The organism is Pseudomonas sp. S10E 269, assembly GCF_002798465.1.
In the GTDB taxonomy this organism is placed as follows: Bacteria; Pseudomonadota; Gammaproteobacteria; order Pseudomonadales; family Pseudomonadaceae; genus Aquipseudomonas; species Aquipseudomonas pergaminensis.
The window spans coordinates 3,330,790-3,355,832 of record NZ_PHIJ01000001.1 but is presented as its reverse complement, the minus strand read 5'-3'; the positions used below and the strand labels follow the sequence as shown (position 1 = coordinate 3,355,832).

Sequence of the window (25,043 nt, the reverse complement as noted above, 5' to 3'; positions counted from 1 at the left end):
CTCGGACAAGCGCTGTCGCGCTGGGGTATGCCCGACAGGTGTGGATGAAAATTCGAGGGGTGTTCTTACATGAAGATCAGACGATGCCGGAAACTCAACGGGCGCCATTGAGTCTTAGAATGCGCCCCCACTCATGCCCAGGAAAACCGACCATGATTCGCACCTCCCTTGCCGCCAGCGCCCTGTCTCTTGCCCTGTGCGGCACGGCCTCGGCCGCCGATAACGCCGCCCTGAAAAAATGCATGGACAGCGCCAACACAACCGCCGACATGGTCAGTTGCAACGCCAAGGAAGCCAAGGTGCAGGACGCGCGCCTGAACAGGGCCTACAAGACCGCCCTCGCCGCCCAGGAAGGCGCGCGCAAGCAGCAACTGCAGGACGTTCAGCGCCTGTGGATAAAATACCGTGACGCCAATTGCGGCTTCGCCGGCTCTGCCACCGGCGGCACCATCGACCAGGTCAACGGCTCCGGCTGCGTGCTGGACATGACCCAGACCCGCGCCCAGGAACTCGAAGACCTGGTCGGGCCATAAACGCCCCCTGTGGGACCCGGCTTGCCGGCGATGGCGATCCCGAAACCGCCATCACCCCAAGGTCAGTCGTGATGAACCTTGGCCCGCTTGAGCAACTTCTTGCAGCGCTCCGACAGATGCAGCACCCGCAGGTGCTTGCCGGCCTTGCTGTAACGCTCACGCAGGGTCATCAGCGCAGCAATTGCTGAGTAATCGACAAAGCTCAGGTGACGGCAATCCAGCGTCACCTGGGCCGGGTCGTTGGCCGGGTCGAATTGATTCAGAAACGGCGTGGTCGAAGCGAAGAATAGCGTGCCATGCAGGCGGTAAAGCTTGCTGCCATCGGCCTCCATATGCTCATCCGCATACAGCTCCCGCGCTTGTTGCCAGGCGAAATTCAGCGCTGCAATCACAATCCCGCACAGCACTGCGGTGGCCAGGTCGGTGAACACGGTGATGACCGTCACCGCAATGATCACCAGCACGTCATTGAGCGGCACCTTGTTGATCACCCGCAGCGACGCCCAGGCGAAGGTCTGCTGTGACACCACAAACATCACGCCCACCAGCGCCGCCAGCGGAATCCGCTCGATCAACGGCGACAGGAACAAAATGAACAACAGGATCATCACCCCGGCGAACACCCCGGAGAAACGCCCGCGCCCGCCGGAACTGAGGTTGATCACCGTCTGCCCGATCATCGCGCAGCCGCCCATGCCGCCGAACAGGCCCGAGACCATGTTCGCGGCACCCAGCGCCACGCTTTCGCGGTCGGGGTAGCCACGGCTCTCAGTGATTTCATCGGTGAGGTTGAGCGTCAGCAGGGTTTCCAGCAGGCCGACCATCGCCATCAGGAACGCGTAGGGGGCGATGATGCCCAGGGTTTCCAGGGTCCATGGAACCTGCGGCAGCGCGAAGGTCGGCAGGCCGCCGGCGATGTGGGCCATGTCGCCCAGCGTGCGAGTGGGCAGGCCGAGCAGGTACACCGCCAGGCCCACGCCGAGGATCGCCACCAATGCAGGCGGCACGGCGCGCGTGATGCGTGGCAACAGGTAGACGATGGCCATGGTCACCAGCACCAACCCGGTCATCACGTACAGCGGCGTGCCACTGAGCCAGTGTTCACCGCTCTTGAAATGCTCCAATTGCGCCAGGGCAATGATGATCGCCAGGCCATTCACGAACCCTAGCATTACCGGGTGCGGCACCATGCGTACCAGCTTGCCCAGGCGCAGCAGGCCGAAGGCGACCATGATCAACCCGCCCAGCAACACCGTGGCCAGCAGGTATTCCACACCGTGTTGCACCACCAGCGCCACGATCACCACGGCCATTGAGCCCGCTGCACCGGACACCATGCCGGGGCGACCGCCAAACAAAGCCGTAAGGGTGCAGATGATGAAAGCGCCGTAGAGCCCCATCAGCGGGTTGAGGTGGGCCACCAGGGCAAAAGCGATGCATTCGGGCAGCAGCGCAAAAGACGTGGTGAGGCCGGCCAGGGCATCGGCGCGCAGACGGGTGAGATTCATGAGGTACCAGGGCATTGCGGGGGATAAGGCGGGGAATGGTACGGAATTGAAGGGAATGGGGCTAGTCTCGAAGACCGTATCGTCCCCTTCGCGAGCAAGCCCGCTTGTGTCTTGAGACAGGATTAAGCTGAAGGTGAGAGGGTGAGTGGCAAGCTGAATGCCCGAAGTGCTTAAAGCACGTGTGGGAGCCCATGCTGCCACTCACTTCTCCGCTCTGGACATGAGCCCGAACAGTTGAACGAGCCCACCTCGAACAGTTACAAGCGTGGGCCAAGCCAGAGCGCTCTCACTTTGAGTGTAAGAGGGTTTGGCTATGTTTTCCTATCCAGCAGGCATTGATGTTTCCAAGGACAGCCTTGAGGCTCGAGTTAATCTGATTGACGTTGGGGTAAGTTGCGCTAACGCCGAAGATGATTTCCCTGGGTTGATTGGGTGGCTATTGCTTCACCAGGTCGGTCGCGTGCTGTTGGAGGCCACTGGCGGTTACGAGCGCAAAGTCATGAAGGCGCTCCAGGCTGCGGGCCTCAACGTCATCTGCATCAATCCCCGTCGAGCCAAGAGTTTTTCCACGGCGATGGGCCAACAAGCCAAAACCGACCCGATAGATGCAAAGTCCCTTGCACAGTTCGCAGCGGTACTCGACTCGCCAAACAGCCGAATCACCAGCCCGAAACATGACGAGTTGCGCGCGTTAGTCCAACAGCGAGAAAACTTTATTCAGCAGAGAGACGATGACAAAAGGCGCCTGAAAACGGCCTCATGCGACGTAGTAAAACCAGCGTTGCAGAGTCATATCGACTACCTGATCAAGGCTGTGAACGCGATAGATCAGTTGATTCGTCAAAGCGCCAACGTGTTAGATCGCGAAAAAGTCGAACGCCTGTGTTCAGTTAAGGGGATCGGGCTCGTTACGGCGGCTAGCCTTATGGCATACCTGCCGGAGTTGGGTGAGGTTGGCAAGCGTCCGATCGCTGCCCTAGCGGGCCTCGCGCCGTATAACAACGACAGTGGGAAGCACATAGGCGCGCGTCACATTCGTGGCGGAAGGTTTTCCGCACGTCGCTCGCTATACATGGCCTGCTGGGTCGTCATTCGGGACCAGCCTGAATTCCAGGCACGCTATAAAGCACTGCGTGGCAAAGGAAAATGCGCAAAAGTTGCGCTAATCGCATGCATGCGTGTTTTGTTAATCCGGCTGAACGCAATGCTGCGTGATAGGACTGAATGGAAAGAACACGCTGCCTAAATCGGCAGCGATGTGTCGTTGAAGGTCACACGGCTTGAAGCTGTGGGAGTTTGGCTGTCTTTGAAAGCGATGGCCAAGATATGGTCATCAAGACAGTTGCTCCCACATTTGACCGAGTTCCAGCTTTGGAATGCAGTCAGTGTGGGAGCGGCGGTGCGACGATTCGACTTGCTCGCGAAAGAAGCGCCCCGGTATCAAGCGAACATCACACCATCTCGTGACGAATCCACTCCACCACCGACGTACGCTTCGGCGCCCAGCCCAGCTGTTCACGGGCATGCTTGCCGCGCACTCGGCTGTTGGAGCCCAGGCCGTAGTTGGCCATTTCATAACCCCACTCGGCCTCGGCGTCGGCCAATGGCCAATCCTGCGGTTTACCCAGGCCCAGCGCTTGGGCAATCGCGGTGGTCATGTCGATAAACGACGCTTCGCCGCTCTCCACGAAGTAGAAGGTGCCCGGAACGTTTTTGGTCAGTGCCAGCAGGTACAGCGCCACCACGTCTTCAATGTGCACGTTGGACCAGATGTTCTGCCCGGTGCCCACATGGCGCACTACGCCGCTTTTGCGTGCTTGTTTGAGCAGACGCGGCAATTGCACGCTGTCGCGCTTCACACCCAGGCTGTGGCCGTAGATCAGGGTGTTGCAGATCACTGCCGAATTCACGCCTTCTTTGGCCGCCGCCAGGATCAGGTTGTCGATGGCCACGCGGGCGGCCTTGTCGACCGTCGGCTCCGGCAAGCTGTCTTCAAAATAGATGACATCGCTGGCCTTGCCACCCGAGGCATCACCGACAATGCTCGAACCGCTGGTATGCAGGAACGGCTTGTTCGAGCCCTTCAAGGCTGCCAACAAGGTTTCCACGGCAGCGCGATGGTCGCTGCTCGCGGCGTTGATCACCGCATCGGCCTTGTGCGCCTGTTCGGTCAATACAGCGGTGTCATCCAGGGTGCCGATCACTGGGACGATGCCCAGCGCAGTCATTTCAGCCGCTTGCTCGGCGCTGCGCACCAGGCCGGTCACGGTGTGGCCAGCCTTGACCAGGCCAGTGGCGATGGAACCGCCGATAAAACCTGCGGCGCCGGTTACGAATACGTTCATGGAGAGTGCTCCTGACTGGGTAAGTGATGAACCCAGTATCAAGGGCTCACTCCTGACGAATAAGCCCCTGTTGCCCAATTGACTCTTGCGCCAAAGTCACGAATCAGCAGGCATACCGCGCCAGCTTGGCCTGGATAAAGTCCAGGAAGCACTGGATACGCAACGCCAACTGCGAGTTGCGATAGAACACCGCATGGATCGGCTGGCGATAACCACTGTTGAACGCCTCCAGCACGGGCACCAGGCGACCGGCGTCGATATCGTCGATGGTCATGAAGTTCGACAGGCAGCAGATGCCCTGACCCTCCAGCGCCAACTGGCGCACGGTTTCGCCACTGGACGCCGCCACGCTGGGCTGGATCAGCCAACGGTCGCCCTCCACATGGCGCAATGGCCAGTGGTTGAGGGTTTCGGTCTGGGTGAACCCCAGAAGGGTGTGGTCCGCCAGCTCGGCCACTGTGGTCGGCGTGCCGTGCTGCTTGAGGTACCCGGGGCTGGCGAGGATATGCAGCGGCGTACAACCGAGCGCGCGCGCGTGCAGGGTGGAGTCGGCCAGGGCGCCGATGCGAATGGCGATGTCGGTGCTCTGTTCCAGCAGGTCGATGATCAAGTCATCGCTGTTCAGCTCCAGCTGGATGTCCGGGTAGAGGCTGCGAAACTCGGCGATGTACGGCACGATCCCATGCAGCATGAACGGCACGGCCGCGTTGATGCGCAGGCGCCCCGCCGGTTTTTTCTGGCGTGACGACAGGCGCTCTTCAAGCTCATCCATCTGCGCCAGGATCACCTTGGCTTGCTCGAAAAAGTACTTGCCCTCTTCGGTCAGGTCCATGCGCCGCGTGGTGCGGTTGATCAGCGTGGTGTCGAGCTTGGCTTCCAGGCGCGACAAGGTGCGACTGACCGCCGAGGGCGTCTGCCCGACCTGCTCTGCGGCAGCGGAAATCGAACCGCACTCAATCACGCTGACAAAGATCTGTAGCTCATCGGATCGGGCTTTCACACGTTGTCCTCTCATATCGGTTCGCAGCAGCTTACACCGAGAGATTGAACGGCCGCGCCCTTAACCACTGATCAGAAGATGAGCGCCCAATAGCGCCATGCCGATGAAAAATACGCGCTTGAACAACAGCGCACTGATGCGCTGACGCAGCGTTTGCCCCAACCACATGCCCAGCAGCGCCGGCACCAATGCCAGTAGCGAAGCATTGAGTTCACCGCCACCGAGGGTGCCGCGCCAGGCCAGCCCGGCCGCCAGTGCCAGGGTCGATACAGTGAACGACAGCCCCAGCGCCTGCACCAACTGGTCGCGGCTCAAGCCCAGGGCTTGCAGATAGGGCACGGCAGGGATCACGAACACACCGGTCGCCGAGGTGATAATGCCGGTGATCACCCCGCACAGTGGGCCCAGCCAGCGTTCGGTTTCAGGCTTCACCTTTAACGAGGGCAGGAACAAGCCGCTCAGGGCATAGACCATCAATGCACCGCCCAATGCATGAACTACCCAGCCACCACCGTCCATCCCAAGCCATAGAGAACCAAGCCCGGTGCCTAGGAAGATCAGCAGCAGCATCGGCCACAGGCGTTTGATCAACGCGCTCAAGTGCCCGCCGAACGCCAGTTGCCACAGGTTGGTGAAGGTCGATGGAATGATCAATAACGCCGCTGCCTGCGCTGGTAGCATAGCCAGGCCGAGCATGCCCATGGCGACCGTCGGCAAACCCAGGCCGATCATGCCTTTGACTGTACCGGCCAGTAGGAAGGTGCCGATCACCAGCAGCGTCAGGGCGGGGCCGATGTCTTGGTAGAATGCGAGGAAGGTATTCATGGGGTGATTGTGCGGTTTTTCGATGGGTGCTGAAATTCGCCATATACTGAGCCAGCCTCTTGTTTTGCATGAGGCTGATAACCTCTTCGCGAACAAGCCCGCTCCCACAGTTGAAATGCATTCCACGTGTGGGAGCGGGCTTGCTCGCGAAAGCGTCAGTCCAGTCACCCGAGAAACCCAGCCATGCACTTTGACCTGATCGACCTGCGCCTCTACCTGCACGTCCTCGACACCGGCAACATCACCGCTGGCGCCGGTCGTAGCCATTTGTCCCTGGCCGCGGCGAGTGCGCGTATCCGGGCGATGGAAGCTTCGCTGGGCATCGAGTTCCTGGAGCGCGGCCGCCGTGGCGTCACGCCCACCCCCGCCGGCAAGGCCCTCGCCCGTCACGCCCGGCTTTTGCTGCAACAAGCCGAGCACCTGCAACAGGACCTGGCGGAATACGCCAATGGCGTCAAAGGCCAGGTGCGCCTGCTGTGCAATACCACCGCCCTGAGTGAATACCTGCCGGAACTGCTGGCGGACTTTCTGTGCGAGCACCCCAATCTCGATATCGACCTGCAGGAACTGCCCAGCCTGCGCATCACCCAGGCCTTGCGCCAGGGCACCGCAGATCTTGGGATCATTTCCGACGCGGTAGACACCCACGGCCTGCAGACCCTGGCGTTTCGCGATGACCCGCTGGTGCTGATCTCACCGCAGGATCATCCGTTCACCGAAGGGAGTTTTGTCGATAGCCTGCAATACGACTTTGTCGGCCTCGCCCCCCACAGCGCATTGACGGTGTATCTCGAAGAACAGGCATTGCACGCCGGTTTCCGCCTGCAAACACGCATCCGTGCCGAAGGCTTTGATGGGGTGATTCGCATGGTCGCCCGCGGCGCTGGCCTGGGCATCGTGCCCCAAGCCGCGCTGGAGCGCTGGCCTTTGGAACGCAGCTTCAAGGCCCACCCCCTGCAAGAAGAGTGGGCCCGCCGAATGCTGCTGCTCTGCGCGCGCTCGTTCGAGCAATTGCCCGGTTACGCCAGGGCCTTGTTCGATGCCTTGGCCCTGCCCTTGCGGAAGAACCCGTAATACACCGCCGACAGAATCAGCAGGAACGGCACACCAAACACCAAGGTCATCTTGAACGCCTCGGTGAAATACGTGGTGATCATCACCGCGCCCATCAGCACCAGGCCCAGCAGCGTGCTGTAGGGAAACAGCCGCAGTTGGAACGACAGCTTCGGCCCGCCATGGCGCTTGCGGTAGCGGCGGAAGAACAGGTGCGTGAGGAAGATCATGAACCAGGTAAAGATCGCGCCAAACATCGAGATCGCCATCATCAGGGTGAACGAGCTTTCCGGGTACACCACGTTCAACAGCGTTGCCAGGGCAATGCCCGAGCTGGACAGCAGCAGCGCGTTCAGCGGGATGCCACTCTTGCTCAGGGCACCCATGGCCTTGGGCGCGAAGCCGGCGCGGGACAGGCTGAACATCATGCGGGTGGTGATGTAGAGCTGGCTGTTCATCGCCGACAGCGCCGCGATCAGGATCACGAAGTTCATCACCCCGGTGGCCCCCGGAATGCCGATGGTCTGCATCACCGTCACGAACGGGCTCTGGGTTTGCCCGGCCTGGTTCCACGGCACGATCGCCAGCATCAGCGCCAGGGTCAGCAGGTAGAACACCACCAGGCGCACGATGGTGGCGCGGAAGGCTTTCTTCACAGCTTGCTCTGGGTCAGCCGCTTCACCGGCAGCCACGGCAATCATCTCCACGCTCAGGTAGCTGAAGATCGACACGATGACCGCGATCCACATGCCGCTCAGGCCATGGGGGAAAAAGCCGTCGTGGGCGGTGTAGTTCTGCACCCCGTATTCCGGGTTGCCGGAGCCGAACACCACGTACACGGCGAGGATGATGAAGCCGACAATGGCGCTGATCTTGATCGTCGAAAACCAGTATTCGAAGTTGCCGAAGGTCTTCACGCTGATGGCGTTGAGCAGGATCAGCACGCTGGAAAACGACACGATCCACACCCATTCCGGCACGTTGGCGAACCAGTACTTCATGTACATCGCCACCGCCGTGACCTCGGCGCCCACCGCCAGCACGATCGCCGCCCAGTAGGCGTAGCGCACCAGGAAGCCGGCCAGTGGGCTGATGTAGAACTCGGCGTAGGCGCCGAAGGAGCCCGAGGTGGAATGCGCCACCGTCATCTCCGCCAGGCAACCCATCAACAGCAGCGTGATCAACGCGCCAATAGCGTAGCTCACCAGCACACTCGGCCCGGCATAACCGATGGCGTAAGCGCTGCCCATGAACAGCCCGGTGCCAATGGCGCCGCCGATGGCGATCATGCTCATCTGGCCGGAAGTGAGCTGGCGCCGCAGGCCCAGTTCGCGGTGGGTGATCTCGGCAAAGCCGTTGTCTGGAGTGGTCACGTGGTGTGCCCCTTTATTATTGTGATTGTTGTTGCTGACGCTGAACCCTGTGGGAGCTGGCTTGCCTGCGATGGTGCATTCACCACCGTCATCGCAGGCAAGCCAGCTCCCCCATTCTGATCGACGTAGTGTCAGGTGACGCTGTTGCGAACTTTGAATTGCGGCTGGTCCCAGGTGTGGTTGTCGAGGATCTCGCCGAGGATTTCCACCGCGTCCCACACTTCGGTAAAGCTGGTGTACAGCGGGGTAAACCCGAAGCGCATGATGCGCGGTTCGCGGTAGTCACCGATCACGCCACGGGCGATCAAGGCCTGAATCACTGCGTAGCCTTCGGGGTGCTCGAAGCTCACATGGCTGCCGCGCTTGGCATGCTCACGCGGGGTGATCAACACCAGCTCATGGGCCGCGCAACGGGCCTCCACCCGCGCAATAAACAGGTCGGTCAACGCCAGGGATTTGCTGCGCAGGCTGGCCATGTCGGTCTGGCCGAAAATCTCCAGGCCGCATTCCACCATCGCCAATGAAGTGATCGGCTGCGTACCGCACAGGTAGCGGGCGATACCGGCGCTCGGCGCGTAGTTCGATTCCATGGCGAACTGCCGGGTGTGCCCGAACCAGCCCGACAGCGGCTGGCGCACCACGTCCACCAACGCCGGGTTGACCCACACAAACGCCTGGGAACCCGGGCCGCCGTTGAGGTACTTGTAGGTACAGCCGATCGCATAGTCGGCACCGGCCTGATGCAGGTCGATGGGCACCGCGCCGGCCGAATGCGCCAGGTCCCAGATGCTCAGCGCGCCGCACTCATGGCTCAGGGCGGTGAGCGCCTGCATGTCGTACATGTAGCCGGTCTTGTAGTTGACGTGGGTGAGCATCACCACCGCCACGTCCTGGTCGATGGCTTGGGGCAGTTCGTCCGGGCTGTTCACCAGGCGCAGGGAATAGCCTTGCTGCAGCAGTTCGGCCAGGCCCTCGGCGATGTACAAGTCGGTAGGGAAGTTGCTCGCCTCGCTGACGATCACCTTGCGCCCAGGCTGGCGTTGGCGCTGCACAGTCAACGCGGCGCTGAGTACCTTGAACAGGTTGATGGAGGTGGTATCGGTGATCACCACTTCGCCGTCGCGCGCGCCGATCAGCGGGGCCAGACGGTTGCCCAGGCGCTGGGACAAATCCGCCCAACCGGCGCTGTTCCAGCTGCGAATCAAGCCATTGCCCCACTCATCGGCAATCACCGCCTGCGCCCGCGCCAACGCCGCTACCGGGCGCGCACCGAGGGAGTTGCCGTCGAGGTAGATCACGCCCTGCGGCAAGGCAAACTGGGTGCGCAAGGGTGCCAGCGGGTCCTGTGCGTCGAGGGCTTGGCAATGGCTTCGAGTGGTCATGGGTTGTCCTGATTTTTATAGGTAGGAATGAACCAAATAATGAACGAAGCTTTAGAGAATTTTCGTGCAAAGTGGGAGGTAACAGGCTAATTAAGCTGTAGGAAATTCGAATTTAACCTCAAAACACGCGGATTTATTCTAACCATGATTCTTGACGCCACCGACCTGCGCCTCCTGCATTTCCTGCAACAGGATGGCCGCATCAGCAACCAGGAACTGGCAGAAAAAGTCGCGCTGTCACCGTCCGCGTGCCTGCGCCGTCTGCGCCTGCTGGAGAGTGAAGGGATCATCAGTGGCTACCGCGCCGTGCTGAATGCCGAGCAGTTGGGGATCGAGCTGGAGGCGATCGTGCACCTGTCGTTGCGCCAGGATGTGGAGGATTGGCACGAGACGTTTATCAAGAAGGTGCAGGGCTGGCCGGAAGTAGCCAGCGCCTATGTGATCACCGGCGCCAGCAACTATGTGCTGAGGGTGCAGGCGCGCAACCTCAAGCACTTCTCGGACTTTATCGTGAACCACCTGAACCGCACGGCGGGGGTGATGGATATACGCTCGGAGATTGTGTTGCAGAAGATCAAGGATCGCGATGAGGTGCTTGACCTGGTCATCCGCAAATAGCCTCAACACCACCGCCCCTGTGGGAGCTGGCTTGCCTGCGATAGCAATGGTGCATTCACTGCCGTCATCGCAGGCAAGCCAGCTCCCACATTTTTAACCGCGTTTAGTCTTCAAGGGCGCGGACTCGTTGCATGCGCTTTTGCTCTACCGGCGCATCGGCAGTCTGCAACTCAAAGTCAAAATCAATCTGCGCCAACCGCCCTTCCACGCCAAACTCGCGCGCCAGCTGCGGGTCGTCACTGAAGCGAATCTCGGCGATCAACTCATCCCGCGTCGCATAGGCAAAGTCATCATGCAGGTACGGGTCGTCCGACAGGTTGATCTGGGTGGTCAGGTGCCGGTGCCCCGGCGCGGAAATGAAGAAGTGAATATGCGCCGGCCGCTGCCCGTGGCGCCCCAGTTGATCCAGCAGTTGCTGGGTCGGCCCGCTCGGCGGGCAGCCGTAGCCGGATGGCACGATACTGCGGAATCGGTAGTTGCCCTGGGCATCAGTCTCGATGCGTCGGCGCAGGTTGAATTCGGATTGTGTCGGATCGAACCACGAATACGTACCGCCGGTATTGGCCTGCCATACATCCACAATCGCCCCCGCCAGCGGCTTGCCATCGGTACCGCGCACCTGCCCACGCATGAACAGCGGCACCGCGTCGTCCGTGCCATCGTCCAGCCGCGCCTCGTAGTGGCTCAACGGCGCCCCGGCCACATACAACGGGCCTTCGATAGTGCGCGGGGTGCCACCGGATTTACCGGCCTCTTCATCAGCGGCGTCCATCAACAAGTCAAGGTAATGCTCCAGGCCCAGCCCTGCCGCGAGCAGGCCGGCTTCCTGATTCTTGCCCAACTCATTGAGGTAGTTGACCGCCTTCCAGAACTCTTCCGGGGTCACCTCCAGGTCTTCGATGATGTTCACGGTGTCGCGCAGAATCCGGTAGATCAGCGCCTTGGTGCGCGGGTTGCCCGCGTCGTTGAGGTTGCCGCTGGCTTCTTCAAGAAACTGTTGGGCGTGGGCAGTCTGGGACAGTCGGATGGACATGGGGCATTCCTCATCTTGTAATTATTGGGTGCATGACAGGCTTAACGGTCGTCCTCATGGATCGACGAAGGGTGCCGGCACAGGGCGTTCACTTCGATGGCCATGTAGGGGAAAAGCGGCAGTTGCATCAGCAGGTCGTGCAGTGCTTGCACGCTGTCGACGTCGAACACGCTGTAGTTGGCGTAGTGCCCGGCAATGCGCCACAGGTGGCGCCACGTGCCCTCCTCCTGCAGCCGCTGCGCCAGCGCTTTTTCGTCGGCCTTGAGGCTGGCAGCGCGTTCGGGGTTCATGTCGAGTGGCAGGTTCACGGTCATTTTTACGTGGAACAACATGGCAGGCGCCTCTTAGTGTTTGTCACGACGGAAGAACGCCAGGCGCTCTTCATCGATGGCCAGGCCCAGGCCCGGTGCGGTGGAGACATGCAAATGGAAATCGCGGTACACCAGCGGCTCGATGAGGATGTCTTCGGTGAGCAACAACGGGCCGAACAGTTCGGTGTCCCACGCCAGCGTGTTCAGCGTGAGAAAGGCATGCGCCGACGCCAGGGTACCGATGCCACCTTCGAGCATGGTGCCGCCATACAGGCCGATCCCCGCGGCCTCGGCAATCGCCGCTGTACGCAGCACCGCACGGGGGCCGCCATTCTTGGCGATCTTGAGGGCGAACACCGACGCCGCGCCTTCGCGCGCCAGGTTGAATGCATCTTCGACGCACTCGATGGATTCATCCGCCATGATCGGCGCCGGGCTCGACAGGTTGAGCCGCGTCATGCCGCCCCGGTTGTTGCGTGAGATAGGCTGCTCGATCAGGTCGATGCCGTTGTCGCCGAGCACCTGGCACGCCCGCAATGCCACCGCCTCGTCCCAGGCCTGGTTGACGTCGACGCGCACACTGGCACGGTCGCCCAAGGCCTTTTTGATCGCGATCACATGGGCTAGGTCCTGGCTGACCTCACCGGCGCCGATCTTCAATTTGAAGATGCGGTGGCGGCGCAGGTCGAGCATTTTCTCGGCCTCGGCAATGTCCTTTTCGGTGTTGCCGCTGGCCAGGGTCCAGGCCACCGGCAAGGCATCGCGCACACGGCCGCCGAGCAGTTCGCTGACCGGCAGGTTCAGGCGTTTGCCCAGGGCATCGAGCAAGGCGCTTTCGATCCCGGACTTGGCAAAGGTGTTGCCGCGAATGCTGCGCTCCAGGCGCAACATGGCCGCGTTGATATTGCTCGCGTCTTGGCCGATCAGCAGCGGCGCGAAGTGGCGGTCGATGTTGACCTTGATACTGTCGGGGCTTTCGTTGCCGTAGCTCAGGCCGCCAATGGTGGTGGCCTCGCCAATGCCTTCGATGCCGTCGGCGCAGCGCAGGCGGATGACCACCAAGGTCTGGTTTTGCATCGTGTGCATCGCCAGCTTGTGCGGGCGGATGGTCGGGAGGTCGACGATGATCGTTTCGATCGACTCGATGGCGCAAATCGGCATGGCTATACCCGCTGGGTTCTTTATAGGTTTGAGCCAATTCTGTGCCGTATCTTTCAAGGGTTCCAATATAGAATGGGTCTCGAACAATACCCTCAAGGTATGAAAGGAGTCGTCATGGAACTGCGTCACCTGCGCTATTTCCAGGTGCTGGGGGAGACCCTCAACTTCACCCGCGCTGCCGAACGCCTGCACATCGCCCAGCCGCCGTTGAGCCGGCAGATCCAGCAATTGGAGGATGAACTGGGCGTCATTTTGCTTGAGCGTGGCCGACCGCTGCGGCTGACCGAGGCCGGGCGTTTTTTTTATGAACACGCCAACGTGCTGCTGGAACAACTGAACAAGGTCTGCGACAACACGCGACGCATCGGCCAGGGCGAGAAGACTTGGCTGGGCATCGGCTTTGCGCCTTCGACCCTCTACGGCGTGCTGCCGGAACTGATTCGCCGGCTGCGCACCCATGAGGCGCTGGAGCTGGAGTTGGGGTTGTCGGAGATGACCACCTTGCAGCAGGTCGAAGCGCTCAAGGCTGGACGCATCGATGTGGGATTCGGGCGAATTCGTATCGACGACCCGGCCATTGTCCAGCGCGTGCTGGTGGAAGATCGGTTGGTCGCCGTGCTGCCCGCCGGCCACCCGCTGCTGGACGCGCCCGCCACCCTCGCCCAACTGGCCGCCGAGCCTTTTGTGCTCTACCCCGGCAACCCACGCCCCAGCTACGCCGACCATGTGATCGCGCTGTTCGATGCCCACGGCCTCAACCTCAAGGTGGCGCAGTGGACCAACGAATTGCAGACCGCCATCGGCCTGGTCGGCGCCGGCATGGGCGTGACGCTGGTGCCCGCGTCGGTGCAGGTGTTGCACCGTGCGGACATCGGCTACACGCCGATTGTGGAAGCCACGGCGACCTCGCCAATCATTCTGAGCCGACGGGTGAATGACCAGTCGCCGGGGCTGAATCATTGCCTGCAACTGGTGGAAGAGCTCATCTGATTTATCCCAAACACTACAACCCCCCTGTGGGAGCTGGCTTGCCTGCGATAGCGGTGGGTCAGCTGGCACATCAGCTGACTGACACATCGCTATCGCAGGCAAGCCAGCTCCCACATTTGGATCTTCATTGTATTCAAAGGCTGCGCAGTCGCTTGCGCTGCAGGGTCTGGCTCGGCGACTCGTCGAACAATTTTCGATACTCCGCCGAAAACCGCCCCAGGTGGGTAAAGCCCCAGCCCAGGGCGATCTCAGAGATGGTACGGGTAGAGCCGTGTTCAAGGATTTCCTGGCGCACGACGCCCAGCCGGTACTTCCTCAGATAGGCCATGGGCGACAGCGCGAAGTATTTGCGAAAGGCATCGAACAGCTTGAACCGCGACACCCCCGCAGCGGCTTCCAGGTCTTCCAGGTGCACGGCTTCGCGGGCGTTGTCGTGGATGTACTGGCGCGCACGGATCAGGTAGTGCGGAAGCTTCACACCGAGGACATCGCGCAGTTCTTCGGAATAGTTATTCGGCTGGGCCAGGATAAGGCCCTTGATCAGCGAGCTTTCCAGGTCGCAGGTAAAGGCGGCCTGGCCATACAACTCGCTGCCGTGCTCCAGCTCGGCGATGAAGTAGCGCGCCATGCGCCACCACGAGGCCGACGCGCCGTCTACCGCGTCCATCACCGATTCAAAGCGCAGCGGCGCTTCGATGGGCCGTTGCAGCAAACCTTCCAGTGACTCACTCATGGCCGCACGCGTGATCACCACCTGCAACTTGCGGCAGTCGCCAGAGATCGCCAGCACCTGATGCTCATTGGGCGAGATGATCACGCCCTGGTCGCGGTTGGAACTCAAGCGCTCACCGTTCTTGCTCAACTCCTGCTCGCCCACCAGCGGCAGGCTCAGGCTGTAACTGCTGAAGTGCTCGGCGTCTTCGATGTCGATGGTTACATCGGTGCCGTACTCGATCACACCCAAGGTGGTGGCGCGGGACTTGAACACGTTGGCGCTGTGGTGAAAGCGCAGGCGTTCGGGCGTGGCGGTGGCCAGGCGATGGGGCCCGCAGATGCCGGACATCCAGCTGCGGGCACCTTCCAGGTCGAAGCGTTGAATCGTTTGGCTGCTCATCAGGGTGCACCCACGGCGGTTAGGCTTTTGCGCGCTCTGGCGGCGCGTCGTTATGGTTCGAAAGCAAGTAATGCGCCACGCCAGCGCAATGGCCACTGGGTGGATAGCAACGGTCGACTATGTGGATAAGTCGCAGGCTTTTGCACCACCTGCCCCGCCAGACAGTAGCGCATCCCGTCACCGCTGCGCACCGGGTTGGGTATTTGCTGCCCAATTTTCCGGCGCAGGTTCCCCTACTAAGCGGATAGCCCGCACCCTGCCCCGCTGCCTCTAATAAACCACCGATTAGCCCTATCAAAAGGTGCCTCCCATGAGTGGTGCAAGAAGCGTCGAGCAGTGGAAAACATTTATCGAAGGTTGTCTGGATTTTCGCCCGGCGGACGAGGTGTTCCGTATCGCCCGCGACATGTTCACCGAGCCGGAACTGTTTGATCTGGAGATGGAACTGATCTTCGAAAAGAACTGGATCTACGCCTGCCACGAAAGCGAACTGGCCAATAACCACGACTTCGTGACGATGCGCGCCGGGCGCCAGCCGATGATCATCACCCGCGATGGCGAAGGTCGGCTCAATGCACTGATCAATGCTTGCCAACATCGCGGCACCACGCTTACCCGTGTCGGCAAGGGCAACCAATCCACCTTCACCTGCCCGTTCCACGCCTGGTGCTACAAGAGCGACGGCCGGCTGGTTAAGGTCAAGGCGCCGGGGGAATACCCGGAGGGTTTCGACAAGGCCACACGCGGCCTGAAAAAGGCGCGTATCGAGAGCTACAAGGGCTTCGTGTTTATCAGCCTGGACGTGAAGGGCACCGACAGCCTGGAGGACTTCCTCGGCGACGCCAAAGTGTTCTTCGACATGATGGTTGCGCAGTCTGCCACCGGCGAGCTGGAAGTGCTGCCGGGCAAGTCTGCCTACACCTACGACGGCAACTGGAAGCTGCAGAACGAAAACGGCCTGGACGGTTATCACGTCAGCACCGTGCACTATAACTACGTGGCCACGGTGCAGCATCGCCAACAGGTGAACACCGAGAACGGCACCGGCGCAGGCAGCACCCTGGACTACAGCAAGCTCGGTGCCGGCGATGCGAACACCGATGACGGCTGGTTCGCCTTCAACAACGGCCACAGCCTGTTGTTCAGCGACATGCCCAACCCCAGCGTGCGCTCCGGCTACGCCACCATCATGCCGCGCCTGGTAGAAGAACACGGCCAGCAAAAGGCAGAGTGGATGATGCACCGCCTGCGCAATTTGAATATCTACCCGAGCCTGTTCTTTCTCGACCAGATCAGCTCGCAACTGCGCATCATCCGCCCGGTGGCGTGGAACAAGACCGAGATCATCAGCCAGTGCCTGGGGGTGAAGAACGAGTCCGACGCCGACCGTGAAAACCGCATTCGCCAGTTTGAGGATTTCTTCAACGTATCGGGCATGGGCACGCCGGATGACCTGGTGGAATTCCGCGAAGCCCAGCGCGGCTTCCAGGGCCGGCTTGAGCGCTGGAGCGACATCTCGCGCGGCAGCCACCGCTGGGAAACCGGGCCCACGCCGAACAGCGAAGCCATCGGCATCCAACCGGCCATGACCGGCACCGAATTCACCCATGAAGGCCTTTACGTGAACCAGCACCGCAACTGGCAGCAATTCCTGCTCAAAGGCTTGGACAACCAAGCGCTGACACTGCGGGAGGTGAAGTGATGAATGCGCAACTGCAGTACCAGATCGAGCAGTTCTTCTACCGTAAATCCGAGCTGTGCGACGCCCAGGATTGGGACGCCTATGTGCAATTGTTCGACCCGCAGAGTGAGTTCCACCTACCGCAGTGGGACTCGGAGCACGTCTACACCCGCGACCCCAAGCGCGAGATGTCGCTGATCTATTACGCCAACCGCTCGGGCCTGGAGGACCGCGTGTTCCGCCTGCGCACCGGCAAGGCGGCGTCAGCCACGCCGATGCCGCGCACCTTGCACCTGATCAATAACGTGCGCATTGCGGAGCAACCGGATGGCACGCTGGAGGTGAAATTGAACTGGCACACGTTGTTCTATCGATTGGCTACGTCGGAGCAGTTCTACGGACAGGCTACCTACAGCCTCAAGCCCCATGGCGACAGTTGGTTGATCACCCGCAAACACGCGTTGCTGCTCAACGACACCATCAACTCGGTGCTGGATTTCTATCACCTCTAAAGCGCCCTTGTTGTGGTGGTGAGCGTGCTTTTTTGTGGTGAGCGGGCTTGCCCCGCGCTGGGGCGCGCAGCGGCCCCTGGTCCAAACACTGCGGTTTGGCGGGAAAAATGCGGCGACTTTCATGAGGCTGCTTCGCAGCCCAGCACGGGGCAAGCCCGCTCACCACAAAAAGCACGCTCAACACAACAGGCCGTGCGTACGTCATAAATAGGCAGAGAACAACACATGAATTACAAAGTGGCCTTCAGTTTTGCCGACGGCAAGACCCTGTTTTTCCCAGTGGGCGCGAATGAAATCCTGCTGGATGCGGCGCTGCGCAACGGCATCAAGATCCCCCTGGATTGCCGCGAAGGCGTGTGCGGCACCTGCCAGGGCCGTTGCGAGTCCGGCGACTACAGCCAGGACTATGTGGATGAGGAAGCCCTCTCCAGCCTCGACCTGCAACAGCGCAAGATGCTCAGTTGCCAGACACGAGTGAAGTCCGACGCGACGTTCTATTTCGACTTCGATTCGAGCCTGTGCAACGCGCCGGGCCCGGTGCAGGTGCGTGGCACGGTGAGCGCGGTGCAGCACGTGTCGACCAGTACCGCGATCCTGCAGGTGCAGTTGGATCAGGCGCTGGACTTCCTGCCGGGCCAATATGCCCGCCTGTCGGTGCCTGGCACGGACAGTTGGCGGTCATATTCTTTCGCCAACCTGCCGGGTAATCACCTGCAATTTTTGGTGCGCCTGTTGCCCGATGGGGTGATGAGCAACTACCTGCGCGAGCGTTGCCAGGTGGGCGATGAACTGGTGATGGAAGCGCCACTCGGCGCCTTCTACCTGCGCCACGTGACCAAGCCCTTGGTGTTGGTGGCGGGCGGCACCGGCTTATCGGCGTTGCTGGGCATGCTCGATGAACTGGCCGCCAACGGCTGCGACCAACCCGTGCACCTCTACTACGGCGTGCGCGGGGCCGAGGACTTGTGCGAAGCGGCGCGCATCCAGGCGTATGCCGCGAAAATCCCGGGCTTTCGCTACACCGAAGTCCTCAGCGCACCCGCGCAGGATTGGCCCGGCAAGCGCGGTTACCTCACCGAGCATTTCGACCTAGCCGAATTGCGGGACAGATCGGCGGATATGTACATATGCGGCCCCCCTCCAATGGTCGAATCCATCCAGCAATGGCTGGCGGATCAGGCACTTGATGGCGTTCAGCTGTATTACGAAAAGTTTACGCAGAGTAATATCTGACCCCTCAGCACTTCTGAGGGGCTGATGCGGCGTGCACTCAACCCTGAGAAAAACAAGTAGAAGGGAATGTTAATGGCGGATGACATGGTTAACCCGGTAGGCCTCAAGCGTGGCCTGAAGAACCGGCACATTCAGCTGATCGCCTTGGGAGGGGCGATTGGCACGGGGTTGTTCCTCGGCTCGGCCGGGGTACTCAAGTCGGCGGGGCCGTCGATGATCCTGGGCTACGCGATTGCGGGTTTTATCGCGTTCCTGATCATGCGCCAGCTCGGCGAGATGATCGTCGAAGAGCCTGTGGCCGGCTCCTTCAGCCACTTCGCGCGCAAATACTGGGGCGGCTACGCAGGCTTCCTGGCGGGCTGGAACTACTGGGTGCTGTACGTGCTGGTGGGCATGGCCGAACTGACGGCGGTGGGTAAGTACATCCAGTTCTGGTGGCCGGAGATCCCGACCTGGGTCAGTGCACTGGTGTTTTTTGTCGCGGTGAACCTGATCAACACCCTGAACGTGAAGTTCTTCGGCGAGGCCGAGTTCTGGTTCGCGATCATCAAGGTGGTGGCGATTGTCGGCATGATCGTGCTCGGTTGCTACCTGCTGTTCAGCGGCACCGGCGGCCCGCAAGCCTCGATCAGCAACCTGTGGAGCCACGGCGGGTTCTTCCCCAATGGCGGCATGGGGCTGTTGATGTCCATGGCGTTCATCATGTTCTCGTTCGGTGGCTTGGAGCTGGTGGGCATTACCGCCGCGGAAGCCAGCGAGCCGCGCAAGGTCATCCCGAAAGCGATCAACCAGGTGGTGTACCGGATCCTGATTTTCTACGTCGGCGCCCTTACCGTGCTGCTGTCGCTGTACCCATGGGACCAACTGCTGCAAACCCTCGGCGCGTCGGGCGATGGCTACAGCGGCAGCCCGTTTGTGCAGATCTTCTCGCTGATCGGTAACGACACGGCTGCGCACATCCTCAACTTCGTGGTGCTGACCGCCGCGTTGTCGGTGTACAACAGCGGCGTGTACTGCAACAGCCGCATGCTGTTCGGCCTGGCCGAGCAAGGCGATGCGCCCAAGTCGCTGATGAAACTGAACAAGCAAGGCGTGCCGATCCGCGCCCTGGCGATTTCGGCCTTGGTAACAATGCTGTGCGTGGTGGTCAACTACGTGGCGCCGCAGAGTGCCCTGGAGTTGCTGTTTGCGCTGGTGGTTGCCTCGTTGATGATCAACTGGGCGCTGATCAGTATCACCCACATCAAGTTCCGCAAGGCCATGGGCGAGCAAGGCGTGACGCCGTCGTTCAAGACCTTCTGGTTCCCGTTCAGCAACTACCTGTGCCTGGCGTTCATGCTGATGATCATCAGCGTAATGCTGGCGATCCCGGGTATTCGCGAGTCGGTGTATGCGATGCCGGTGTGGGTGGGGGTTATCTATGTGGCCTACCGGTTGCGGGTTCGCAAAAGCAACGCGGTAGTGAACGCACAGTGATTCCTGTGGGGGCCGGGCTTGTGTGGGAGCCGGGCTTGCCCGCGATGCAGACGACTCGGTTTACAGTGAGACCCAGGTGATGCCATCGCAGGCAAGCCAGCTCCCACAGTTTTGAATGCATCCAAAATGAAAAAGCCCCGGTAATACGGGGCTTTTTGTTTAGAGCGTGGAACGTACTCGCCAGAGCTCTGGGAACAACACCGTGTCGAGCATCTTGCGCAAATACCCCACGCCTTCCGTGCCGCCCGTACCGGGCTGGAAGCCGATGATCCGCTCTACCGTCGTCACATGGCGGAAGCGCCATTGGCGGAACGAGTCTTCCAGGTCGATAAACTTCTCGGCCAACTGATACAGGTCCCAGTAGCGGTTCGGCTCGCGGTATACCTCACGCCATGCCGCCTCCACGGACTCATCGTGAACCGTCGCCGCCGTCGGGTCGCGCTCGGCACGTTTCGGGTCAATCGCCAGGCCGGCCTTGATCATCAGGTTGATCGCTTCGTCGTACAGCGACGGCGTGGCAATCGCCACTTTCAGCTCGTTCAACAGCTCCGGCCGATGGGCGTGAGGCCGCAACAGCGCCGCGCTTTTATTGCCGAGGATAAATTCGATCTCGCGATACTGGAACGACTGGAACCCCGACGACTGCCCCAGGAACGGGCGGATCGCTTTGTATTCCGACGGCGTCATTGTCGCCAGCACGGCCCAGGCGTGCACCAGCTGATCGAAGATCCGCGACACCCGCGCCAGCATCTTGAACGCTGGCGGCAGCTCGCCCAGGCGCACGTGTTCACGGGCGGCCTTGAGTTCGTGGAGCATCAGTTTCATCCACAACTCGGAGGTCTGATGCTGGATGATGAACAGCATTTCGTTGTGGTCCGGCGACAGCGGGTGCTGGGCGCTGAGGACTTTGCCCAGGTCCAGGTAATCGCCATAGCTCATGGACTCGGAAAAATTCAGCTCGGCGTTATGCCATTCTTCCGGGGGTTGGTAATCGGCAGAGAAGGGACATTGGCTCATCGCGTGGGCTCCTTGAGCGGACGGAGAATGGCGCGGACCGGGCTCGCGTCCAGGTTGGCAAAACGCAGCGGCAGAGCAATCAGTTCATAGTCGCCTTCCGGTACGTCATCGAGCACGATGCCTTCGAGAATCGCCATGCCGTGGCGCGCCACGGCGTTGTGGGCATCCATGGTCTTGGACTGTTGCGGATCCAGCGAGGGCGTATCGATCCCGATCAAACGCACGCCCAGGCTGGCCAGCAGCGCGATGGTTTGCGGGGCGATGGCGGTGAAATTCGAATCCCATTCAGTCAGCGGCGCTTGTGGATAAGTGCGCAGCAACACACGCTCGGGCAGGTTATCCACACGGCCTTGCAACTGATGCGGCTGCACCAGCGCGCCGCTGTCCAGGCAATGCAGCACCCGACACGGGCCCATGTACACGTCCAGCGACACCTCGCCGATGGGTGCGCCGTCTGCGCTGTAATGCAGCGGTGCATCCACATGGGCGCCAGTGTGAGGCGACAAGGTGATACGCCCGACATTCACCGGACACTCCGGGCCAAATTGCCACACGCGCTCTTCCTGGAACAGCGTATCCCCAGGCCAGGTCGGGGTCGCCGTACTCAAGGGCGGGCTGATATCCCACCACGTTTTTATTGGGTTCATTTGAAGGCTCTCGGCGGTTACTGGGGTGAATGATACGAGGGCCGGCTGCGAATTTTCTTGCGAATTCTGGCGTGAGACGGGAAATCTTTCGCACTTACTGCGAAGAAAGGACGATAAATCGCACGAATATATCGTCCGGATGCGCCACCGTGCCCTGTGGGAGCCGGGCTTGCCCGCGATGACGGTGACACTGCTTGCATCTTCATAGCCTGACACTCCGCTATCGCGGGCAAGCCCGGCTCCCACAAGGGTTCGCGGTAATTTCCGGATCATCACACCGCTGCGCTTCTGGGCATCCCGATGTCGAGTTCAGACCACTGACGCAACGCCCTAGGCCTTAGGGTGGATCTTTCCATTCCCTGCCCTGGAGACATCATGTCCAAGCCCATCACCGTACTGCGCGACACCCACCCCCTGCCGGTCCTGGACGCGTGCAAATGGGAAAAACTCGAAGGCGACCCGCACACCGTCAACCTCAACGCCTACACCAGCGAAGACGGCAGCAAGATCATGGGCACCTGGATCTGCACCCCGGGCAAGTGGTACGTGGACTACGTGAAATGGGAATACTGCCACTTCCAGGAAGGCTACTGCATCATCACCCCGGAAGGCCTGGAGCCGATTCACTTGCGAGCTGGGGATATCTTCGTGGTGGAACCGGGGATGAAGGGGACGTGGGAAGTGGTCGAGACAGTGCGTAAGTATTTTGTGTTTGCTTGAGCCGCAAAAACCCGGGAGCCCACTATTAGCAGGCTCCCGGAAACGCCCCTACTTGGGCTTGCGATAGCTATTGATGATCGCCGAGAAGTCCTTGCCCCCTTCCCCACGCTGGCTCATCGATTGGTACAACTGCTGGGCCACAGCGCCCAGAATCACGGGTTGCTTGGCCTGACGTGCAGCCTCAGTAGCCAGGCCCAGGTCCTTGAGCATCAGGTCGGCGCCGAAACCGCCGGTGTAGCCACGCGACGACGGTGCGGTTTCGATCACCCCCGGCCATGGGTTGTAGGTATCGGAACTCCAGCAGCGCCCGGTGGAGCTGTTGATGATGCCAGCCAGCACCTGGGTGTCGATGCCCAGCGCGTCGCCCAAGGCCATGGCCTCACTGACGCCGACCATGCTGATCCCCAACAGCAGGTTGTTGCAGATCTTGGCGATTTGCCCGGTGCCCACTTCACCGCAGTGCACGATGTTGCGGCCCATCTGTGCCAGCACCGGGTGCAGGGTGGCGAACAGTTCCGGGGTGGCGCCGACCATGAAGGTCAGCGTCCCTGCCGCGGCGCCGCCGGTGCCGCCGGAGACCGGAGCGTCGGCTACGGTTACGCCTTGCTTGGCCGCCGCAGTCGCTACGTCGCGAATGGTTTGCGGGTCGATGGTGCTGCAATCCACCGCCGGTACGCCTTTGCCGATGCCAGCCAAAACCCCGTCTTCATTCAGCCACACGCTGCGCACATGCGCCGCCGCCGGCAGCATGGTAATCACCAGCTCAGCGTCTTTTGCCGCATCGCGTGGTGAATCGCTGACAGTGCCACCCAGTTCGGCCAGTTCCTTGAGTACTGTCTGGTTCAAGTCGAACAGGTTCAGCGCATGGCCGGCCTTGATCAGGTTGCGGGCCATGGGTGCGCCCATGTTGCCCAAGCCGATAAATGCAATCTTCATGGTCTTCTCCCAGAATCAGCGCAGGTTGATGGTGGTGTTGACGCCATCGTTGACCGTGTCGTCATCGAACCAGCGGCTGGTGACGGTCTTGGTCTGGGTGTAGAACTGCACCACTTGCTTGCCGTACGGGCCGAGGTCGCCGAGCTTGGAACCGCGCGAGCCGGTGAAGCTGAAGAAAGGGACCGGCACCGGGATAGGAATGTTGATGCCGACCTGGCCTACATCGATCTCGCTCTGGAACTTGCGCGCCGCCGCGCCGCTCTGGGTGAACAGGCCGGTACCGTTGCCGAACGGGTTGGCGTTGACCAAGGCGATGGCCTCGTCGAGGGTCGCGACCTCCAGCACCACCAGCACCGGGCCGAAGATTTCCTGGGTGTAGATCTGCATATCGGTGGTCACGCCCGAGAACAGCGTCGGGCCGACAAAGTTGCCTTGCTCGAAGCCCGGCACCTTGATGTCGCGGCCATCCAGCTCCAGCTTGGCGCCTTCTTTCACGCCGCTCTCGATGAGTTCCAGGATACGTGCCTTGGCGCGCTTGGAAATCACCGGGCCGACATCAGTGCCCGCTTCACTGCCCGCGTTGACCTTGAGCTTTTGCGCCAGCGCTTTCAGGTCCGGCAGCCATTGTTTGGACGCGCCCACCAGCACCACCACCGAGGTCGCCATGCAACGTTGGCCCGCCGCACCGAAACCGGCGCCGACCAGAGCATTGAGGGTATGTTCACGGTTGGCATCCGGCAGCACCACGGCGTGGTTCTTGGCGCCCATCATCGACTGCACACGCTTGCCGTGTTTGCCGGCCAAGTCGTAGACGTGAGTGCCCACGGCGGTCGAGCCCACGAAGGACACAGCCTTGATGTCTTTGTGGGTGCACAGTGCATCCACCACATCCTTGCCGCCGTGCACCACGTTGAGCACGCCAGCCGGCACGCCAGCTTCCAGCGCCAGCTCGACGAGCAGCATGGTCGACAGCGGGTCCTGCTCGGAGGGCTTGAGGACGAAGGTGTTACCGCAGGCGATGGCCATCGGGAACATCCACAGCGGGATCATCGCCGGGAAGTTGAACGGAGTGATACCGGCGCACACGCCGATGGGTTGGCGCAGGGTGTAGGTGTCGACGCCACCGGCGACGTTCTCAGCGAATTCGCCCATTTGCAGGGTGCCGATGGAACAGGCGTGTTCCACCACTTCCAGGCCACGGAAAATATCGCCCTCGGCATCGGCAATGGTCTTGCCCTGCTCGTTGCTGAGGACCACGGCGATACGCTTGGAATGTTCGCGGATCAAGGCTTGCAGCTTGAGCATGATGCGCATGCGCGCACCGATCGGCGTCAGCTTCCAGGTCTGGAAGGCGCGATGGGCGGCATCGATAGCAGCGTTGACCTCATCGGCCGTGGCGAACGGGACTTTGGCCAGCACCTCTTGGGTGGCCGGGTTGACAATGTCTTGCCACTCTGTGGTCTTGGACTCGACCCACTCGCCGTTGATCAGCAACTTGACCTGTTGCACGGAAATATCGGCAGATGCGTTCATGTGGTCTCCAATCTTATATTTATGCAGAGACAAGGCGCGTAA

Annotated in this window: 24 protein-coding genes; 10 read left to right on the top strand and 14 right to left on the bottom strand. The window is 61.0% G+C overall.

Annotation, left to right across the window (positions count from 1 at the left end):
• Window positions 1–152 precede the first annotated feature (152 nt).
• Entirely contained in the window at window positions 153–533 is a 381-nt protein-coding gene (locus CWC48_RS15550) for a lysozyme inhibitor LprI family protein (RefSeq protein WP_100492157.1), read from the top strand.
• 62 nt (window positions 534–595) lie between these two features.
• Here the strand turns inward: CWC48_RS15550 and CWC48_RS15545 are convergent, their stop codons facing one another.
• Entirely contained in the window at window positions 596–2,041 is a 1,446-nt protein-coding gene (locus CWC48_RS15545) for a SulP family inorganic anion transporter (RefSeq protein WP_078050166.1), read from the bottom strand.
• 313 nt (window positions 2,042–2,354) lie between these two features.
• On the opposite strand from CWC48_RS15545, the gene CWC48_RS15540 reads away from it, so the two are divergent.
• Window positions 2,355–3,287, top strand: a complete 933-nt coding sequence (locus tag CWC48_RS15540; protein ID WP_100490184.1) for a transposase — start codon at window positions 2,355–2,357, stop codon at window positions 3,285–3,287.
• Window positions 3,288–3,492: 205 nt separating this feature from the next.
• Here the strand turns inward: CWC48_RS15540 and CWC48_RS15535 are convergent, their stop codons facing one another.
• The 3 genes from CWC48_RS15535 to CWC48_RS15525 form a co-directional block, all read right to left on the bottom strand.
• Complete coding sequence (locus tag CWC48_RS15535) at window positions 3,493–4,386, bottom strand: NAD-dependent epimerase/dehydratase family protein (protein WP_078050167.1); 894 nt, start codon at window positions 4,384–4,386, stop codon at window positions 3,493–3,495.
• A 103-nt stretch (window positions 4,387–4,489) separates the two neighbouring features.
• Complete coding sequence (locus CWC48_RS15530; protein ID WP_078050168.1) at window positions 4,490–5,386, bottom strand: LysR family transcriptional regulator; 897 nt, start codon at window positions 5,384–5,386, stop codon at window positions 4,490–4,492.
• A 60-nt stretch (window positions 5,387–5,446) separates the two neighbouring features.
• Window positions 5,447–6,211, bottom strand: coding sequence for a sulfite exporter TauE/SafE family protein (locus CWC48_RS15525; RefSeq protein ID WP_100492156.1), 765 nt, complete (start codon window positions 6,209–6,211; stop codon window positions 5,447–5,449).
• A 183-nt stretch (window positions 6,212–6,394) separates the two neighbouring features.
• On the opposite strand from CWC48_RS15525, the gene CWC48_RS15520 reads away from it, so the two are divergent.
• The gene (locus CWC48_RS15520) at window positions 6,395–7,285 is read left to right on the top strand and encodes a LysR substrate-binding domain-containing protein (protein ID WP_078050170.1); all 891 of its coding nucleotides are present in this window, start codon (window positions 6,395–6,397) and stop codon (window positions 7,283–7,285) included.
• Here the strand turns inward: CWC48_RS15520 and CWC48_RS15515 are convergent.
• Together CWC48_RS15515 and kynU are read right to left on the bottom strand one after the other, a co-directional pair.
• A complete protein-coding gene (locus CWC48_RS15515; RefSeq protein ID WP_100492155.1) occupies window positions 7,231–8,637 on the bottom strand; it encodes an amino acid permease in 1,407 nt (468 codons plus the stop codon). The two genes, CWC48_RS15520 and CWC48_RS15515, sit on opposite strands and share 55 nt — an antisense overlap.
• 131 nt (window positions 8,638–8,768) lie before the next feature.
• Complete coding sequence (gene kynU, locus CWC48_RS15510; RefSeq protein WP_100492154.1) at window positions 8,769–10,019, bottom strand: kynureninase; 1,251 nt, start codon at window positions 10,017–10,019, stop codon at window positions 8,769–8,771.
• A gap of 144 nt (window positions 10,020–10,163) precedes the next feature.
• Here kynU and CWC48_RS15505 point away from each other — a divergent pair, with 144 nt between their 5' ends.
• A complete protein-coding gene (locus CWC48_RS15505; protein WP_016974903.1) occupies window positions 10,164–10,637 on the top strand; it encodes an Lrp/AsnC family transcriptional regulator in 474 nt (157 codons plus the stop codon).
• A 103-nt stretch (window positions 10,638–10,740) separates the two neighbouring features.
• Here the strand turns inward: CWC48_RS15505 and catA are convergent, their stop codons facing one another.
• From catA to CWC48_RS15490, 3 genes are read right to left on the bottom strand one after another with little or no spacing between them, the layout of a single operon-like run.
• A complete protein-coding gene (gene catA / locus CWC48_RS15500) occupies window positions 10,741–11,670 on the bottom strand; it encodes a catechol 1,2-dioxygenase (protein ID WP_100492153.1) in 930 nt (309 codons plus the stop codon).
• A gap of 41 nt (window positions 11,671–11,711) precedes the next feature.
• Complete coding sequence (gene catC, locus CWC48_RS15495; RefSeq protein WP_078050174.1) at window positions 11,712–12,002, bottom strand: muconolactone Delta-isomerase; 291 nt, start codon at window positions 12,000–12,002, stop codon at window positions 11,712–11,714.
• 12 nt (window positions 12,003–12,014) lie between these two features.
• Window positions 12,015–13,142 carry a muconate cycloisomerase family protein gene (locus CWC48_RS15490; protein ID WP_078050175.1) on the bottom strand — a complete coding sequence of 376 codons (1,128 nt, stop codon included), beginning with the start codon at window positions 13,140–13,142 and terminating at the stop codon, window positions 12,015–12,017.
• Between the two features lie 114 nt (window positions 13,143–13,256).
• Here CWC48_RS15490 and CWC48_RS15485 point away from each other — a divergent pair, with 114 nt between their 5' ends.
• A complete protein-coding gene (locus CWC48_RS15485) occupies window positions 13,257–14,132 on the top strand; it encodes a LysR family transcriptional regulator (protein ID WP_078050176.1) in 876 nt (291 codons plus the stop codon).
• Window positions 14,133–14,265: 133 nt separating this feature from the next.
• On the opposite strand, the gene CWC48_RS15480 is transcribed toward CWC48_RS15485, so the two are convergent.
• Window positions 14,266–15,246, bottom strand: coding sequence for an AraC family transcriptional regulator (locus tag CWC48_RS15480; protein WP_078050177.1), 981 nt, complete (start codon window positions 15,244–15,246; stop codon window positions 14,266–14,268).
• 310 nt (window positions 15,247–15,556) lie between these two features.
• Between CWC48_RS15480 and antA the strand changes: the two genes are divergently transcribed.
• The 4 genes from antA to CWC48_RS15460 all read left to right on the top strand — a co-directional run bounded on the left by antA (window position 15,557) and on the right by CWC48_RS15460 (window position 20,148).
• Window positions 15,557–16,948, top strand: a complete 1,392-nt coding sequence (gene antA, locus CWC48_RS15475) for an anthranilate 1,2-dioxygenase large subunit (protein ID WP_078050178.1) — start codon at window positions 15,557–15,559, stop codon at window positions 16,946–16,948.
• Window positions 16,948–17,439: an anthranilate 1,2-dioxygenase small subunit gene (gene antB / locus CWC48_RS15470; protein ID WP_078050179.1), complete on the top strand. Its 492-nt coding sequence runs from the start codon at window positions 16,948–16,950 to the stop codon at window positions 17,437–17,439. Before antA ends, antB begins: the two co-directional genes overlap by 1 nt.
• Window positions 17,440–17,664: 225 nt before the next feature.
• A complete protein-coding gene (gene antC, locus CWC48_RS15465) occupies window positions 17,665–18,672 on the top strand; it encodes an anthranilate 1,2-dioxygenase electron transfer component AntC (RefSeq protein WP_100492152.1) in 1,008 nt (335 codons plus the stop codon).
• Window positions 18,673–18,744: 72 nt separating this feature from the next.
• Window positions 18,745–20,148: an amino acid permease gene (locus CWC48_RS15460; protein ID WP_100492151.1), complete on the top strand. Its 1,404-nt coding sequence runs from the start codon at window positions 18,745–18,747 to the stop codon at window positions 20,146–20,148.
• A gap of 159 nt (window positions 20,149–20,307) precedes the next feature.
• On the opposite strand, the gene kynA is transcribed toward CWC48_RS15460, so the two are convergent.
• Window positions 20,308–21,165: a tryptophan 2,3-dioxygenase gene (gene kynA, locus CWC48_RS15455; protein ID WP_078050181.1), complete on the bottom strand. Its 858-nt coding sequence runs from the start codon at window positions 21,163–21,165 to the stop codon at window positions 20,308–20,310.
• On the bottom strand, window positions 21,162–21,812 hold the full coding sequence (kynB, locus tag CWC48_RS15450) for an arylformamidase (RefSeq protein WP_100492150.1): 651 nt from the start codon (window positions 21,810–21,812) through the stop codon (window positions 21,162–21,164). Before kynB ends, kynA begins: the two co-directional genes overlap by 4 nt.
• Window positions 21,813–22,187: 375 nt before the next feature.
• On the opposite strand from kynB, the gene CWC48_RS15445 reads away from it, so the two are divergent.
• Complete coding sequence (locus CWC48_RS15445) at window positions 22,188–22,532, top strand: cupin domain-containing protein (protein ID WP_010206533.1); 345 nt, start codon at window positions 22,188–22,190, stop codon at window positions 22,530–22,532.
• A gap of 48 nt (window positions 22,533–22,580) precedes the next feature.
• On the opposite strand, the gene mmsB is transcribed toward CWC48_RS15445, so the two are convergent.
• On the bottom strand, window positions 22,581–23,468 hold the full coding sequence (gene mmsB / locus CWC48_RS15440) for a 3-hydroxyisobutyrate dehydrogenase (RefSeq protein ID WP_078050183.1): 888 nt from the start codon (window positions 23,466–23,468) through the stop codon (window positions 22,581–22,583).
• A gap of 15 nt (window positions 23,469–23,483) precedes the next feature.
• On the bottom strand, window positions 23,484–25,001 hold the full coding sequence (locus CWC48_RS15435) for a CoA-acylating methylmalonate-semialdehyde dehydrogenase (RefSeq protein ID WP_016974890.1): 1,518 nt from the start codon (window positions 24,999–25,001) through the stop codon (window positions 23,484–23,486).
• Window positions 25,002–25,043: the final 42 nt, after the last annotated feature.